The organism is Streptomyces aurantiaciflavus (assembly GCF_049808595.1).
Classification (GTDB): Bacteria; Actinomycetota; Actinomycetes; order Streptomycetales; family Streptomycetaceae; genus Streptomyces.
The window spans coordinates 45,872-61,176 of sequence record NZ_JBNCAQ010000053.1; the positions used below are offsets into that span (position 1 = coordinate 45,872).

A 15,305-nucleotide genomic window follows, 5' to 3' on the forward strand; every position below is an offset into this window, starting at 1 on the left:
CACGCACCGGACGCCGCGCGGCCGCCCTTCGGGCGACGACGCCACTTTCGCAACCGGCCCTAGAGCTCGCCGCCCGACTTCCTCGTGTGCAACTGCCGTGCCACCTCGGCGATCGAGCCCGAAAGGGACGGGTACACGGTGAAGGCGTTCGCGATCTGTTCGACCGTCAGATTGTTGTCGACGGCGATCGAGATGGGGTGGATCAGTTCCGAGGCGCGCGGCGCGACGACTACACCGCCGACGACGATCCCGGTGCCCGGCCGGCAGAAGATCTTGACGAAGCCGTCGCGGATGCCCTGCATCTTCGCGCGCGGGTTGCGCAGGAGGGGCAGCTTGACCACCCGCGCGTCGATCTTGCCCGCGTCCACGTCGGCCTGGGTGTAGCCGACGGTGGCGATCTCGGGGTCGGTGAAGACGTTGGAGGAGACGGTCTTGAGGTTGAGCGGGGCCACCGCGTCGCCGAGGAAGTGGTACATGGCGATACGGCCCTGCATGGCGGCGACGGAGGCGAGGGCGAAGACACCGGTCACGTCACCGGCCGCGTACACGCCGGGGGCCGTCGTCCGGGAGACCTTGTCGGTCCAGATGTGCCCGGACTCGCGGACCCGGACGCCCGCCTCCTCCAGGCCGAGGCCCGCGCTGTTCGGGACGGCGCCCACGGCCATCAGGCAGTGCGAGCCGGTGATGACACGGCCGTCGGCGAGGGTGACCTCGACGCGGTCGCCGACGCGCTTGGCGGACTGGGCGCGCGAGCGGGCCATGACGTTCATACCGCGACGCCGGAAGACGTCCTCGAGGACGGCGGCGGCGTCCGGGTCCTCGCCCGGCAGCACGCGGTCACGGGACGACACGAGGGTGACCTTGGAGCCGAGGGCCTGGTAGGCGCCGGCGAACTCGGCGCCCGTCACACCCGACCCGACCACGATGAGCTCCTCGGGCAGCTCACGGAGGTCGTAGACCTGGGTCCAGTTGAGGATGCGCTCGCCGTCGGGCTGGGCGTCGGGCAGCTCGCGGGGGTGACCGCCGGTGGCGAGGAGGACGGCGTCGGCGACGAGGGTCTCCTCGGTGCCGTCGGCGGCGGTGACCACGACCTTGCGGGAGCCGTCGAGGGCCTGCATGCCCTCCAGCCGGCCCCGGCCGCGCAGGACACGGGCGCCCGCGCGGGTGACGGAGGCGGTGATGTCGTGCGACTGGGCGAGCGCGAGCCGCTTCACCCGTCGGTTGACCTTGTCGAGGTCCACGCCGACCACCCGGGCGGCCTGCTCCAGCGGCGGGGTGTCGTCGGCGACGATGATCCCCAGCTCCTCGTAGGAGGAGTCGAAGGTGGTCATCACCTCTGCCGTGGCGATCAGGGTCTTCGACGGCACGCAGTCGGTCAGCACCGACGCCCCGCCCAGACCGTCGCAGTCGACGACGGTCACCTCCGCGCCGAGCTGCGCGGCCACCAGCGCCGCTTCGTAGCCGCCGGGTCCGCCACCGATGATCACGATCCGAGTCACGTACCCCATTGTCCCGCACGCTTCAACGTACGACTGCCTCGGGGGGCCGGGCGGCGGTACCGCCAGGTGCCGCAGCGACGCCGGACGACGCAAGTGACGTCCGTTCGAGCTGCCGTACCCTCGTCGCATGTCGCTCTACGCCGCGTACGCCGGCAACCTCGACGCGCGGCTGATGACCCGCCGCGCCCCGCACTCGCCGTTGCGCGCGACGGGCTGGCTGAACGGCTGGCGGCTCACCTTCGGCGGCGAGCACATGGGCTGGGAGGGCGCCCTGGCGACGCTCGTGGAGGACCCCCTCTCCCAGGTCTTCGTCGCGCTGTACGACCTCGCGCCGATGGACGAGGACTCGCTGGACCGCTGGGAGGGCGTCGGCCTCGGCATCTACCGCCGGCTCCGGGTACGGGTGCACACCCTGGACGGCGAGACGGCCGCCTGGGTGTACGTCCTGAACAGCTACGAGGGCGGCCTGCCGTCGGCCCGGTACCTCGGAGAGGTCGCGGACGCGGCGGAGTCGGCCGGAGCACCACACGATTACGTGATGGAGCTACGGAAGCGTCCCTGCTGAAGGCACCCGACCTAGACTTGGTCGGGACCGACACACGGACGGGAGGGCGCGATGACCGGCAGGACCGCGTACACGGTCTACTACACCGAGCAGGCGGCAGCGGCACGGGACCGACTCGACGAGCAGCAGCGCGCCGCCTTCGACAAGGGCATCACGATGCTGGCCGCCGACCCCTTCCCGGACCTGTCCCGGCCGATAAGCTCCACCGGGGACGACCGGACCATCCGGCTGACGCAGAACATCCTCATCGAGTACACGGTCAGCGTGGGCCGACTGCTGATCTTCATCATCGAAGTCTTCAACGACAAGGACATCTTCGTCACGGGCGAGTGACGCCCGGCCTCCGCCCCTGGTTGGAAACGACAAGACAACGATCGCCATCCCGTGGGCTCCGGCATCTACGCGCGTAGGCAGAGACCGGCTACCCTCATCGGCGTGAACGCATCTCTTCTCCCGGACGACATCCAGGGCGACCCGTACGCCGCCGCCGACGCCGCCGCCGCGCGACTGCGCGAACTGACGGGCGCCGAGACCCACGACGTCGCCCTCGTGATGGGCTCGGGCTGGGCCCCGGCCGTGGACGCACTGGGCGCGCCCGACGCCGAGTTCCAGGTCACCGAGCTGCCCGGTTTCCCGCCGCCGGCGGTCGAGGGGCACGGCGGCAAGATCCGCTCGTACAAGATCGGCGAGAAGCGCGCGCTGGTCTTCCTGGGCCGCACGCACTACTACGAGGGCCGTGGTGTGGCCGCCGTCGCGCACGGCGTCCGTACGGCGGTGGCGGCCGGCAGCAAGACGATCGTGCTGACCAACGGCTGCGGGGGTCTGCGTGAGGGCATGCGGCCCGGGCAGCCGGTCCTGATCAGCGACCACATCAACCTCACGGCGACCTCGCCGATCGTCGGCGCGAACTTCGTCGACCTCACCGATCTGTACTCGCCGCGGCTGCGGACGCTGTGCAAGGAGATCGACGCCACGCTGGAGGAGGGGGTGTACGCGCAGTTCCCCGGCCCGCACTACGAGACCCCGGCGGAGATCCGGATGGCCCGGGTGATCGGTGCCGACCTGGTGGGGATGTCGACCGTCCTCGAGGCGATCGCCGCACGGGAGGCCGGTGCGGAGGTGCTGGGCATCTCCCTCGTCACCAACCTCGCCGCCGGCATGACCGGTGAGCCGCTGAACCACGAAGAGGTCCTCCAGGCGGGGCGGGACAGCGCGACGCGGATGGGGTCCCTGCTGGCGCAGGTGCTGGGCCGCCTGTAGGGCCTCTGCCCCCACGACCCCGCCAGGGGGCTCCGCCCCCTGGCCCCCGCCTGCGCCCACCACCCGACTCGGTCGGTCAGGAAGCACCACAACCAACCACCCCGGACCACCCCGTCCGGCATCGGCTTTCGAGCGCCGGCCGGGCGATCGAGCCTGTCCGGCGTTTTCTTGAGAACGCGTTTTCTTGAGAACGAGGCCCGTCCAGGGCCGAAGCGGGGGTCCGGGGGTGCAGCCCCCGGGGGCGGGAAGGGTAGGGGCGGCGGGGGCGAGGAAACTCACCACACTCACGAGAGGTTGACCGACCGTGCACCACGATCTCGACGATCTCCTCGTCCGCGCCCAGTCCTGGCTGGCCGAGGACCCCGACCCGGACACCCGCGAGGAACTCGCGAAGCTCCTCGACGCCGGCGACCGCGCCGAACTCGCCGCCCGCTTCTCCGGCACCCTGCAGTTCGGCACCGCCGGCCTCCGGGGCGAGCTCGGCGCCGGCCCGATGCGCATGAACCGTGCCGTCGTGATCCGCGCCGCCGCCGGCCTGGCCGCGTACCTCAAGGCGAAGGGCGGGCAGGACGGCCTGGTCGTCATCGGGTACGACGCCCGCCACAAGTCCGCGGAGTTCGCCCAGGACACGGCCTCCGTGATGACGGGCGCGGGCCTGCGCGCGGCCGTGCTGCCCCGCCCGCTGCCGACCCCCGTCCTGGCGTACGCCATCAGGCACCTGGGCGCGGTCGCCGGCGTCGAGGTCACCGCCAGCCACAACCCGCCCCGGGACAACGGCTACAAGGTGTACCTGGGCGACGGCTCGCAGATCGTCCCGCCGGCGGACGCGGAGATCGCCGCCGAGATCGCGGCCGTACGGTCCCTCGACGACGTCCCGCGGCCCACCACCGGCTGGGAGCTCCTGGACGAGTCCGTCCTCGAGGCCTACCTCGCCCGCACCGACGCCGTACTGGCGGAGGGCTCCCCGCGCACCGCCCGCACCGTCTACACGGCGATGCACGGCGTCGGCAAGGACGTCCTGCTCGCCGCGTTCGCCCGTGCCGGGTTCCCGGAGCCCGCGCTCGTCGCCGAGCAGGCGGAACCCGACCCGGACTTCCCGACCGTCGCCTTCCCGAACCCGGAAGAGCCCGGCGCCATGGACCTCGCCTTCGCGAAGGCCCGTGCGACCGACCCCGACCTGGTCATCGCCAACGACCCGGACGCCGACCGCTGTGCCGTGGCCGTCAAGGACGGCGGGGAATGGCGGATGCTGCGCGGTGACGAGGTCGGCGCGCTGCTCGCGGCCCATCTCGTCCAGCGCGGGGCGCGCGGCACCTTCGCCGAGTCGATCGTCTCCTCCTCCCTCCTCGGCCGTATCGCCGAGAAGGCCGGGCTGCCCTACGAGGAGACCCTCACCGGCTTCAAGTGGATCGCCCGCGTCGACGGCCTGCGCTACGGCTACGAGGAGGCGCTCGGCTACTGCGTCGACCCCGAGGGCGTGCGCGACAAGGACGGCATCACGGCCGCCCTGCTGATCACCGAGCTCGCCTCCCAGCAGAGGGAGCAGGGCCGCACCCTGCTCGACCTGCTCGACGATCTCGCCGTCGAGCACGGCCTGCACGCCACCGACCAGCTCTCGGTGCGGGTGGAGGACCTCTCCGTCATCGCCGCCGCCATGCGACGGCTGCGCGAACAGCCGCCGACCGAGCTCGCCGGTCTCGCCATCACCCGCGCCGAGGACCTGACCCGGGGCACCGACCAGCTCCCGCCCACGGACGGCCTGCGCTACACCCTCGACGGCGCGCGCGTCATCGTCCGGCCCAGCGGTACGGAGCCGAAGCTGAAGTGCTACCTGGAAGTCGTCGTGCCGGTCGCCTCGCACGACGGTCTCCCGGCGGCCCGGGCGAGGGCGGCCGAGCTGCTCGCGGCCGTCAAGCGGGACCTGGCGGCGGCCGCCGGTATCTGAGGCGTACGCGAGGGGTGCCTCCGGCCGACGGCGGGTGGCACCCCCACCGGGTGATCGCGCGGGACGGCGGGCGTTCGGTGGGTCTGCGGCCTGTGGGCAGCTCAGGTATGTACGGCTCCCGGAACCGCAGCCCACCCAGCCCCGGACACATTCCTCCGGCGGCCCCGGCGTCCGGCACAAGCCCGCCGCCCCCGCAGCTCCGGGTCCCGGCGCCCCCACCTCACCCCACAGCCAGCAAGATCCCCAGCACCACAGCTCCCGCGACCGCCGGCCCCACGATCTCCCACGCCCACCGCACGGTCACCTCTCCCTGCGCGCTCTCCTCCTTCTGCCGCACCTCCCACAGCTCTCGCAGCTCATGCATGATCTTGTCGCTCTCGGCCCGCACCGGCCCCTCCGGGAGCGCGGCGCCCGAGGCGGAACCAGGGCTCCCGAAGCCTCCGAGGCCGCCGAACCCGCCGAGTCCCCCGGCCCCCCGGCCACCGCGTCCCCTGGCTCCCCGGCCACTGCCCCCCTGCCGCTCGGCGGCCCGCTCCGCCTCGATCCGGGTCTCCTGCCGGACCGCCTTCTTGCGCGCCCGCAGCGAGACGGGGATCGACCACAGCTGGTACTTCTTCCCCGAGGTGGCGACGGCGTCGTTGGTGTAGCCGGACCGCAGCGAGGCGACCTGCCCCCAGGGCAGCACGATCACCCGGAAGGGATTGCGCACCCGCAGCCGGTCCTGTCCCGCGAACACGGCCGGCCGCAGCGTGAACGCGACGATCAGCGGCACCAGCAGGATCAGCGTCGCGAGCGCGAGCCAGGGCGTGCGCCCGTCCCCCGCGACGATCGCGTCGATGCCGAGCCAGCCGACGAGCGCGAGCAGCAGCACGCCGCCGGCCATGCCCGCGGGCGACCGGTAGATGCGGTCCTTGGACTCGGGGGCCGGGGGCTGCGGTGCTGGTGACTGGTCTTCCGGGCTCGTCATGGTCCCGATTCTGCCGCAGCCCGCGACGCCGGGCCGACCCGCCCGTCCCCGTGGGGGATCCGTCCCCGCTCCTGTCGAAGGGCAGCCGTCGGGGTGTACAGCCGCTACGCGCGTAGATATGCTCGTCTGGTGACCATGCCCACCAATGCACCCACCGCGGCCCACGCCCTCGCGGACGTCACCACGTCCGACAGCACGCTGCGCCGCTTCCTCCACGGGCTGCCCGGCGTCGACGCGGTCGGCCTGGAGGCACGCGCCGCATCCCTCGGTACCCGTTCCATCAAGACGACCGCGAAGGCGTACGCCATCGACCTCGCCATCTCGATGGTCGACCTGACGACGCTGGAAGGCGCGGACACCCCGGGCAAGGTCCGGGCGCTCGGCGCGAAGGCCGTCCACCCCGACCCGACCGACCGTACGACGCCGACGACCGCTGCCGTCTGCGTCTATCCCGACATGGTCGCCACCGCCAAGGCGGCCGTCGCGGGCTCCGGCGTCAAGGTCGCCTCCGTCGCCACGGCGTTCCCGGCCGGCCGCGCCGCCCTCGACGTCAAGCTCGCGGACGTCCGCGAGGCCGTCGCCGCGGGCGCCGACGAGGTCGACATGGTCATCGACCGCGGGGCGTTCCTCGCGGGCAACTACCTGAAGGTGTACGACGAGATCGTCGCCGTGCGGGAGGTCTGCGGCACGTCCGCCCGACTGAAGGTGATCTTCGAGACCGGCGAGCTCTCGACGTACGACAACATCCGGCGCGCGAGCTGGCTCGGCATGCTGGCGGGGGCCGACTTCATCAAGACCTCCACCGGCAAGGTGGCGGTGAACGCCACACCCGCGAACACCCTGCTGATGCTGGAAGCCGTCCGTGACTTCCGCGCGCAGACCGGGGTACAGGTCGGCGTGAAGCCGGCCGGCGGCATCCGCACCTCCAAGGACGCCATCAAGTTCCTGGTCCTGGTCAACGAGACCGTGGGCGAGGACTGGCTGGACAACCACTGGTTCCGCTTCGGCGCCTCCTCCCTCCTGAACGACCTGCTGATGCAGCGTCAGAAGCTGGCCACCGGCCGCTACTCCGGCCCCGACTACGTGACGGTGGACTGATCACCATGGCATCGGCATTCGCATACGCACCGGCTCCCGAGTCCCGCTCGGTCGTCGACATCGCCCCCTCCTACGGCCTGTTCATCGACGGCGAGTTCAGCGAGGCGGCCGACGGCAAGGTCTTCAAGACGGTCTCGCCGAGCACCGAGGAGGTGCTGTCGGAGGTCGCGCAGGCCGGTTCCGAGGACGTGGACCGCGCGGTCAGGGCCGCCCGCAAGGCCTTCGGGAAGTGGTCGGCGCTGCCCGGCTCCGAGCGCGCGAAGTACCTCTTCCGTATCGCCCGCATCATCCAGGAGCGCAGCCGCGAGCTGGCCGTCCTGGAGACCCTCGACAACGGCAAGCCCATCAAGGAGACGCGCGACGCCGACCTCCCCCTGGTCGCCGCGCACTTCTTCTACTACGCGGGCTGGGCCGACAAGCTCGACCACGCCGGCTTCGGCCGCGACCCCCGGCCGCTGGGTGTCGCGGGCCAGGTCATCCCCTGGAACTTCCCCCTGCTGATGCTGGCGTGGAAGATCGCCCCGGCCCTGGCGACCGGCAACACGGTCGTCCTGAAGCCGGCCGAGACGACCCCGCTCTCCGCCCTCTTCTTCGCGGACATCTGCCGTCAGGCGGGCCTCCCCAAGGGCGTCGTCAACATCCTCCCCGGCTACGGCGACGCGGGCGCCGCGCTCGTCGCCCACCCGGACGTGAACAAGGTCGCCTTCACCGGCTCCACCGCCGTCGGCAAGGAGATCGCCCGCACGGTCGCCGGCACCCGCAAGAAGCTCACGCTCGAACTGGGCGGCAAGGGCGCCAACATCGTCTTCGACGACGCCCCCGTCGACCAGGCCGTCGAGGGCATCGTCAACGGCATCTTCTTCAACCAGGGCCAGGTCTGCTGCGCCGGCAGCCGTCTGCTGGTGCAGGAGTCGATCCACGACGAGCTGCTGGACTCGCTGAAGCGCCGTCTGTCCACGCTCCGCCTGGGCGACCCGCTGGACAAGAACACGGACATCGGCGCGATCAACTCCGCCGAACAGCTCGCGCGCATCAGCGCCCTCGCCGACCAGGGCGAGGCGGAGGGCGCCGAACGCTGGTCCCCGGCCTGCGAACTGCCCACCTCCGGCTACTGGTTCGCCCCGACGCTCTTCACGAACGTCACCCAGGCGCACACCGTCGCCCGCGACGAGATCTTCGGCCCGGTCCTGTCGGTCCTCACCTTCCGCACCCCGGACGAGGCCGTCGCCAAGGCCAACAACACCCCGTACGGGCTGTCGGCGGGCATCTGGACGGAGAAGGGCTCCCGCATCCTCGCGGTGGCGAGCAAGCTCCGGGCCGGTGTCGTCTGGTCCAACACGTTCAACAAGTTCGACCCGACCTCGCCCTTCGGCGGTTACAAGGAGTCGGGCTTCGGCCGCGAGGGCGGCCGCCACGGCCTGGAGGCGTACCTCGATGTCTGAGAAGTCCGAACAGCAGCGACTCAGGGTTTTCAAGACCTACAAGCTGTACATCGGCGGGAAGTTCCCGCGTTCCGAGAGCGGCCGGGTGTACGAGGTGACGGCGAAGACATCAGCCGCTGACGCGGCGGGCAAGGGCGACTGGCTGGCCAACGCACCGCAGTCGTCCCGCAAGGACGCCCGTGACGCGGTCGTGGCCGCGCGCAAGGCGTTCGGCGCCTGGTCCGGCGCGACGGCGTACAACCGCGGTCAGATCCTCTACCGCGTCGCGGAGATGCTGGAGGGCCGCCGCGACCAGTTCGCGCGCGAGGTCGCGGACGCGGAGGGCCTGTCGAAGTCCAAGGCGGCCGCGGTGGTGGACGCGACGGTCGACCGCTGGGTCTGGTACGCGGGCTGGACCGACAAGATCGCCCAGGTGGTGGGCGGCGGCAACCCGGTGGCGGGCCCGTACTTCAACCTGTCGTCCCCCGAGCCGACCGGTGTGGTGGCCGTGGTGGCTCCGCAGGAGTCGTCGTTCCTGGGCCTGGTCTCGGTGGTCGCCCCGGTGATCGCGACCGGCAACACGGCGATCGTGATCGCGAGCGAGAGGTCCCCGCTCCCGGCCCTGTCCCTGGGCGAGGTGCTGGCCACCTCCGACCTCCCCGGCGGTGTGGTCAACATCCTCTCCGGCCGCACGGCGGAGATCGCGGCCCCCCTGGCCGCCCACCAGGACGTCAACGCGATCGACCTCGCGGGCGCCGACGAGGTCCTCGCCAAGGAGCTGGAGATCGCCGCGGCGGACAACCTCAAGCGCGTCCTTCGTCCACAGCCTGTGGACGACTGGTCCGCGGATCCCGGCCTCGACCGCATGACGGCGTTCCTGGAGACGAAGACGGTCTGGCACCCGACGGGGTCGCTGGGCGCGTCGGGCTCGTCGTACTGAGCCCGTCACACAGTCCGAGAGCCGCGTCTCCCCTCCGTCCAGGGGCGGCGCGGCTCTCTCGGTTCGATCGGAGCGCTCAGCCACCCAGCGCCGAAGCCGCCCGCCCCACCACCGGAATCGCCCCCACCGACTCCGCCTGCGCCACCGGTCCGGTCAGGTCCTTCGAGGTCAGCGGCTTGAAGTCGGCGACCTGGGTGCCGACTCCGTTGTCGAGCGGGTCGACACCGGTGCCCGCGAGCGGGTTGGGCCTGAGGCGGGACACCGGCCCGGTGACGTGGCCGACGGTGCCGGTCGGCGTCTGCGGGCCGGCCTGCCGGGCGACGGCGCCGGGTGACGCGGGACGTGTCACGTCCAGGGCCGGTGCCGCGTCGGCCGCGGCCGTCCCCGCGCCCGTGCCCAGCGCCACTCCCGCCGTCGCGAGGGCGATCAGGGCGCGCCGGCCGGTCGGAGTCGGGGCGGAGTCGTGTCGGACCATCGCGGTGCCCACTTTCTGGTGCGGTACGTGATCGGTACGACACGAAGGGTAGTTGAGATGTGACGCGCGCATCAAAGCCGCCCCATGGGGTCGTTCGCGGCCCGATCGATGCCGCACACTGGTGTCCCGTGAGTTCCCAACCACCCATACCCGCGCGAGTCGTGCTGCTCTGCGGCCCTTCCGGCTCCGGCAAGTCCCTTCTCGCGGCCCGCTCCGGCCTTCCGGTGCTGCGGCTCGACGACTTCTACAAGGAGGGCGACGACCCGACGCTGCCGCTGGTGGCGGGGAGCTCCGACATCGACTGGGACCACCCGGACTCCTGGGACGCGGACGCGGCGATCACCGCGATCACCGAACTGTGCCGCACGGGCCGTACGAACGTCCCCGTCTACGACATCTCCCTCAGCGCCCGCACCGGCGAGGAGGCGATCGAGGTCGGGCGGACCCCGCTGTTCATCGCGGAGGGCATCTTCGCCGCCGAGATCGTGGGCCGGTGCCGGGAACTGGGCGTGCTGGCCGACGCGCTGTGCCTGAGCCGCGGCCCGGTGACCACCTTCCGCCGCCGCTTCCTGCGGGACCTGAAGGAGGGCCGCAAGTCGGTCCCCTTCCTGCTGCGCCGCGGCTGGCGCCTGATGCGCGCCGAACGCTCCATCGTCGCCCGCCAGACCGCCCTCGGCGCGTACGCCTGCGACCGCGACGAGGCGATGGGCCGCCTGGCGTCCGCGGCGGCCGGCCGCGGGGCCTCGACGGCGCGTACGGCGGTGTAGACCCGTACACGCGGAAGCGGGACTGGACGGACCCCCCGGCCCTCCAGTCCCGCTCCTTCGGTGCTCCCCCGTGTTTCCCCGCGTCCCCCCCGGGTGGTGCTTCCCCCGTACGGTGTGTGCGGTACCGCTCCCCCGAACGTCCCCCGTTGGGTCCCCCCGGTACCGCTCCCCCGTGTTTCCCCCGTTCACCGGCTTCCCTGAACGGAGCCGGCTCCCCCGTGAGCCTCAGGCGACGAGCTCGCCGAAGGCGTCCTCCTCGTCACGGCCGAAGCTGAGGACCTCGTCCTCACGCAGCCGGCGGAGCGACCGCCAGATGCTGGACTTCACCGTGCCGACACTGATGTCGAGGATCTCCGCGATCTCCGGGTCCGTGCGGCCCTCGTAGTAGCGCAGGACCAGCATGGTGCGCTGGAGCTCGGGCAGCCGGGCCAGCGCCTGCCACAGGACCGCGCGCAGCTCGGTGCCGCGCATCGCGTCCGTGTCGCCGGGCGTCTCCGGCAGTTCCTCGGTCGGGTACTCGTTCAGCTTGCGGCGCCGCCAGGCGCTGATGTGCAGGTTGGTCATGGTGCGGCGGAGGTATCCGCCGACCGCGGCCTTGTCACTGATCCGGTCCCAGGCCCGGTAGGTCGAGAACAGCGCGCTCTGCAGCAGGTCCTCGGCCTCGAAGCGGTCCCCGGTGAGGTGGTAGGCGGTGGCGTACAGGGAGGCGCGGCGCTCCTGGACGTAGGCGGTGAACTCCGCCTCCGACAGCGAGCGGCGCTCCCCCGTGTCCTCCCTGTACGCGGATCCCCCGTGAGCCTCGTCAACCACCGTCATGAACACGGTGTGCTGACGTCCGATGCCGCGAGCGCACCCCCGCCCGCTCACCGCACCGGACTTCTCGGAACCCCGGTGCACGTCGTGCAGACGCGTGACCACTGCGCTGGTGCTCAGTCCGTGCAGCGTGTTCATCTTGCGCCCCCCGTCGTGGACTTCCGGTGTTTCGGTCTGGTGCGGCCGGCTCGGCGTTGTCGCTGCCTTGCCTGTGCCGAAAAGCTTGCCCACGCCACTTCATCGCCGTGTCCGTCGACTGTCACAGACCTGTCACAGGGCCCTGTCACGGCGACACCACAGCGGGTCCACAGCCGTCGGCGCTACGACCGGCCCCACGCACCCGCGATGACCTGCGCGGACTCCCCTTTGCACAGGAGCCCGCCCCACAGGTCGAACGACAGCGCCTCCATGGGCCAGAATGAGCCCGTGCCTTCCCTGTTGCTGATCGAGGACGACGACGCCATCCGTACGGCCCTGGAGCTCTCACTGACGCGCCAGGGACACCGTGTGGCGACCGCTGCGAGCGGTGAGGACGGTCTGAAGCTGCTGCGCGAGCAGCGGCCTGATCTGATCGTTCTGGACGTGATGCTGCCCGGCATCGACGGCTTCGAGGTGTGCCGGCGCATCCGGCGCACCGACCAGCTGCCGATCATCCTGCTCACCGCGCGCAGCGACGACATCGACGTGGTGGTCGGGCTGGAGTCCGGCGCCGACGACTACGTCGTGAAGCCGGTGCAGGGCCGGGTGCTGGACGCCCGGATCCGGGCCGTGCTGCGGCGCGGGGAGCGCGAGTCGAACGACTCGGCGACCTTCGGCAGCCTCGTCATCGACCGCGCGGCGATGACGGTGACGAAGAACGGCGAGGACCTCCAGCTCACCCCGACCGAGCTGCGCCTGCTGCTCGAACTGAGCCGGCGCCCCGGTCAGGCGCTGTCCCGGCAGCAGCTGCTGCGCCTGGTCTGGGAGCACGACTACCTCGGCGACTCTCGTCTCGTGGACGCCTGTGTCCAGCGGCTGCGCGCCAAGGTCGAGGACATCCCCTCCTCCCCCACCCTGATCCGTACCGTGCGCGGAGTCGGCTACCGCCTGGACGCCCCTCAGTGACACCAGGGCAAGGGGGGTTCCGCGGCTGGTCCGCGGCGCGCAAGGGACATCTCTCACGGCTGCGTTTCACCAGCCTGCGACTGCGGCTCGTCGTGGTCTTCGGACTGGTGGCGCTGACCGCCGCCGTGTCCGCGTCCGGCATCGCGTACTGGCTCAACCGCGAGGCCGTGCTGACGCGTACGCAGGGTGCGGTGCTACGGGACTTCGAGCAGGAGATGCAGAACCGGGCCGGCTCGCTGCCCGAGCACCCCTCGCAGGACGAGCTGCAGCACACGGCCGGCCAGATGGCCAACAGCAGCCAGCGCTTCAGCGTCCTGCTGGTCGCCGAGGACTCCACCGGCAGGACGGTGTACGGCAACTCCGGCGGCCTGAACGGCTTCTCCCTGCAGGACGTGCCCAAGTCGCTGCGCACGGCGGTGAACAAGGAACAGGACATCACCAGCGGCAACAAGTCGCCGTACCACCTGTACTGGCAGCGGGTCGTGGACCACGGGACGCCGTACCTGGTGGCCGGGACGAAGGTGATCGGCGGCGGCCCGACGGGCTACATGCGCAAGTCCCTGGAACCGGAGGCCAAGGACCTCAACTCCCTGGCCTGGTCACTGGGCATCGCCACGGGCCTCGCCCTGATAGGGGCCGCACTGCTCGCCCAGGCCGCCGCCACGACCGTACTGAAGCCGGTGCACCGCCTCGGAGTGGCCGCCGGCCGGCTCGGCGAGGGCAAACTCGACACCCGTCTGCGCGTCTCCGGTACGGACGAACTCGCGGACCTCTCCCGCACGTTCAACCGCACGGCGGAAGCCCTGGAGAAACGGGTCGCGGACATGGCGGCCCGCGACGAGGCCTCCCGCCGCTTCGTGGCGGACATGAGCCACGAGCTGCGCACGCCCCTGACCGCCATCACGGCCGTCACCGAGGTCCTCGAAGAGGAACTGGACGCGGAGTCGGGCGGCATCGACCCGATGATCGAGCCGGCCGTACGCCTGGTGGTCTCCGAGACCCGGCGCCTGAACGACCTCGTCGAGAACCTGATGGAGGTCACCCGCTTCGACGCCGGCACCGCCCGCCTGGTCCTGGACGACGTCGACGTCGCCGACCAGATCACCGCCTGCATCGACGCCCGCGCCTGGCTCGACGCCGTCGAACTCGACGCCGAGCGCGGTATCCACGCCCGCCTCGACCCGCGCCGCCTGGACGTGATCCTCGCCAACCTCATCGGCAACGCCCTCAAGCACGGCGGCTCGCCGGTACGGGTGTCGGTGCGGGAGTCGGCCGACGAGGTGGTCATCGCCGTACGCGACCACGGCCCCGGCATCCCCGAGGACGTCCTCCCGCACGTCTTCGACCGCTTCTACAAGGCGAGCGCCTCCCGCCCCCGATCCGAGGGCAGTGGCCTGGGCCTCTCCATCGCCCTGGAGAACGCCCACATCCACGGCGGCGAGATCATGGCCGCCAACTCTCCCGAGTCAGGCGCGATCTTCACTCTCCGCCTGCCGAGGGACGCCTCGGAACTGGCGGAAGAGGGCGCGAAGAAGGACAAGGGGGAGACCTGATGACACCCGGCAAACCCGTACGCCTCCTGGCCCTCTCCCTCCTCGCCGCTTTACTCACCGGCTGCGGTATCCGGGCGACGGAGGTACCGACCGACTTCGGCCCCGCCCCCTCCCGGGTGCGCTGCTCCCTCACCGAACCGAACGTGACGACCCAGACCGCGCCGGGCGTCCCGGTGCGGGTGTTCCTCCTGTGCGGTTCCTCCCTGATCGCCGTGGACCGCGCGATCCCGGTCCCGGACGGAGCGGCGGACTCCGAACGACGCGTCCTCGTGGCCCAGGGTCTGCTCGACGAACTGGCCGAGTCCCCCTCAGCGTCCGAGAAGGAGGCCGGCTACACCACGGACGTACGCGGCGGCCTCAAGGTGAGCGGCCCGTCCCCCAAGGACCCCGACGACACCCTGCGCCTGAGCACCTCCCCCGGCGACCTGACCTCGTACGCCCTGGCCCAGGTCGTCTGCACCTTCTCCGACTCGGCGGCAGCCGAGGGAGACGGCTCGGTCATCCTGGGCGGCCCCGCCACAGAACTCCCCCGCCGCTACGAATGCACGGACGAGGTCCGCTCCCGCCCAGGCACCAAAGAACCCCCCTCGACAGAGGTCAAAGAGGAGTAACCGCCCCGAGCCGTGGCCGCCACGGCACAGCCCCACACACCCGCAACCGCCCTCCCGCGAGAGCGAGCCGTGGCCGGGACGGCGCAGCCACGACGCTCCCGCAGTCGCCATGGCACGGGAGTGGGTCGTGGCGGTGCGGCAGGAGCCTGTCGCTCAGCTCGTCACAGCCAAGTCGGACTGTGGCAGCAGGCAGCCGTACGCCCAACACGCGACGGGCTCGCCGCACCGCCACGACCCCGCCCCCCCCACCCCCCCCCCGCGCCCAGGCCCCCAACCCCCACCAAGAC

General features: G+C 71.6%; 15 protein-coding genes. 11 read left to right on the forward strand and 4 right to left on the reverse strand.

Going from position 1 to position 15,305, the window contains the following annotated elements; translation table 11 throughout:
• Nucleotides 1-59: 59 nt before the first annotated feature.
• Entirely contained in the window at nucleotides 60-1,508 is a 1,449-nt protein-coding gene (locus ACPT94_RS39490) for an NAD(P)H-quinone dehydrogenase (protein ID WP_360334748.1), read from the reverse strand.
• Between the two features lie 118 nt (nucleotides 1,509-1,626).
• Here ACPT94_RS39490 and ACPT94_RS39495 point away from each other — a divergent pair, with 118 nt between their 5' ends.
• The 4 genes from ACPT94_RS39495 (at nucleotide 1,627) to ACPT94_RS39510 (ending at nucleotide 5,269) form a co-directional block, all read left to right on the forward strand.
• On the forward strand, nucleotides 1,627-2,064 hold the full coding sequence (locus ACPT94_RS39495; protein WP_425245322.1) for a gamma-glutamylcyclotransferase family protein: 438 nt from the start codon (nucleotides 1,627-1,629) through the stop codon (nucleotides 2,062-2,064).
• 51 nt (nucleotides 2,065-2,115) lie between these two features.
• Complete coding sequence (locus tag ACPT94_RS39500; RefSeq protein WP_360334754.1) at nucleotides 2,116-2,397, forward strand: type II toxin-antitoxin system RelE family toxin; 282 nt, start codon at nucleotides 2,116-2,118, stop codon at nucleotides 2,395-2,397.
• Between the two features lie 102 nt (nucleotides 2,398-2,499).
• Complete coding sequence (locus ACPT94_RS39505) at nucleotides 2,500-3,324, forward strand: purine-nucleoside phosphorylase (protein ID WP_360334757.1); 825 nt, start codon at nucleotides 2,500-2,502, stop codon at nucleotides 3,322-3,324.
• Nucleotides 3,325-3,628: 304 nt separating this feature from the next.
• A complete protein-coding gene (locus ACPT94_RS39510) occupies nucleotides 3,629-5,269 on the forward strand; it encodes a phospho-sugar mutase (protein WP_425245323.1) in 1,641 nt (546 codons plus the stop codon).
• A gap of 220 nt (nucleotides 5,270-5,489) precedes the next feature.
• Here ACPT94_RS39510 and ACPT94_RS39515 read toward each other — a convergent pair whose 3' ends face one another.
• On the reverse strand, nucleotides 5,490-6,236 hold the full coding sequence (locus tag ACPT94_RS39515; RefSeq protein ID WP_360334763.1) for a PH domain-containing protein: 747 nt from the start codon (nucleotides 6,234-6,236) through the stop codon (nucleotides 5,490-5,492).
• 135 nt (nucleotides 6,237-6,371) lie between these two features.
• Between ACPT94_RS39515 and deoC the strand changes: the two genes are divergently transcribed.
• Genes deoC through ACPT94_RS39530 form a run of 3 tightly spaced genes read left to right on the forward strand, consistent with a single transcriptional unit; the run spans nucleotide 6,372 to nucleotide 9,695 of the window.
• The gene (gene deoC, locus ACPT94_RS39520; RefSeq protein WP_360335202.1) at nucleotides 6,372-7,334 is read left to right on the forward strand and encodes a deoxyribose-phosphate aldolase; all 963 of its coding nucleotides are present in this window, start codon (nucleotides 6,372-6,374) and stop codon (nucleotides 7,332-7,334) included.
• A 5-nt stretch (nucleotides 7,335-7,339) separates the two neighbouring features.
• Complete coding sequence (locus ACPT94_RS39525) at nucleotides 7,340-8,776, forward strand: aldehyde dehydrogenase family protein (RefSeq protein WP_425247983.1); 1,437 nt, start codon at nucleotides 7,340-7,342, stop codon at nucleotides 8,774-8,776.
• A complete protein-coding gene (locus ACPT94_RS39530; RefSeq protein ID WP_360334769.1) occupies nucleotides 8,769-9,695 on the forward strand; it encodes an aldehyde dehydrogenase family protein in 927 nt (308 codons plus the stop codon). The genes ACPT94_RS39525 and ACPT94_RS39530 overlap by 8 nt, the downstream gene beginning before the upstream one ends.
• Before the next feature lie 76 nt (nucleotides 9,696-9,771).
• Here the strand turns inward: ACPT94_RS39530 and ACPT94_RS39535 are convergent, their stop codons facing one another.
• A complete protein-coding gene (locus ACPT94_RS39535) occupies nucleotides 9,772-10,170 on the reverse strand; it encodes a hypothetical protein (protein ID WP_360334772.1) in 399 nt (132 codons plus the stop codon).
• A gap of 59 nt (nucleotides 10,171-10,229) precedes the next feature.
• Here ACPT94_RS39535 and ACPT94_RS39540 point away from each other — a divergent pair, with 59 nt between their 5' ends.
• Nucleotides 10,230-10,937, forward strand: a complete 708-nt coding sequence (locus ACPT94_RS39540) for a uridine kinase family protein (RefSeq protein ID WP_425247984.1) — start codon at nucleotides 10,230-10,232, stop codon at nucleotides 10,935-10,937.
• A 225-nt stretch (nucleotides 10,938-11,162) separates the two neighbouring features.
• On the opposite strand, the gene ACPT94_RS39545 is transcribed toward ACPT94_RS39540, so the two are convergent.
• Nucleotides 11,163-11,888 carry a SigE family RNA polymerase sigma factor gene (locus ACPT94_RS39545; protein WP_360334778.1) on the reverse strand — a complete coding sequence of 242 codons (726 nt, stop codon included), beginning with the start codon at nucleotides 11,886-11,888 and terminating at the stop codon, nucleotides 11,163-11,165.
• A 288-nt stretch (nucleotides 11,889-12,176) separates the two neighbouring features.
• Between ACPT94_RS39545 and afsQ1 the strand changes: the two genes are divergently transcribed.
• Genes afsQ1 through ACPT94_RS39560 form a run of 3 tightly spaced genes read left to right on the forward strand, consistent with a single transcriptional unit; the run spans nucleotide 12,177 to nucleotide 15,018 of the window.
• A complete protein-coding gene (afsQ1, locus tag ACPT94_RS39550; RefSeq protein ID WP_360334781.1) occupies nucleotides 12,177-12,854 on the forward strand; it encodes a two-component system response regulator AfsQ1 in 678 nt (225 codons plus the stop codon).
• Nucleotides 12,851-14,407 carry an ATP-binding protein gene (locus ACPT94_RS39555; protein ID WP_360334784.1) on the forward strand — a complete coding sequence of 519 codons (1,557 nt, stop codon included), beginning with the start codon at nucleotides 12,851-12,853 and terminating at the stop codon, nucleotides 14,405-14,407. Before afsQ1 ends, ACPT94_RS39555 begins: the two co-directional genes overlap by 4 nt.
• Nucleotides 14,407-15,018, forward strand: coding sequence for a hypothetical protein (locus ACPT94_RS39560; RefSeq protein WP_360334787.1), 612 nt, complete (start codon nucleotides 14,407-14,409; stop codon nucleotides 15,016-15,018). The genes ACPT94_RS39555 and ACPT94_RS39560 overlap by 1 nt, the downstream gene beginning before the upstream one ends.
• Nucleotides 15,019-15,305 lie beyond the last annotated feature (287 nt).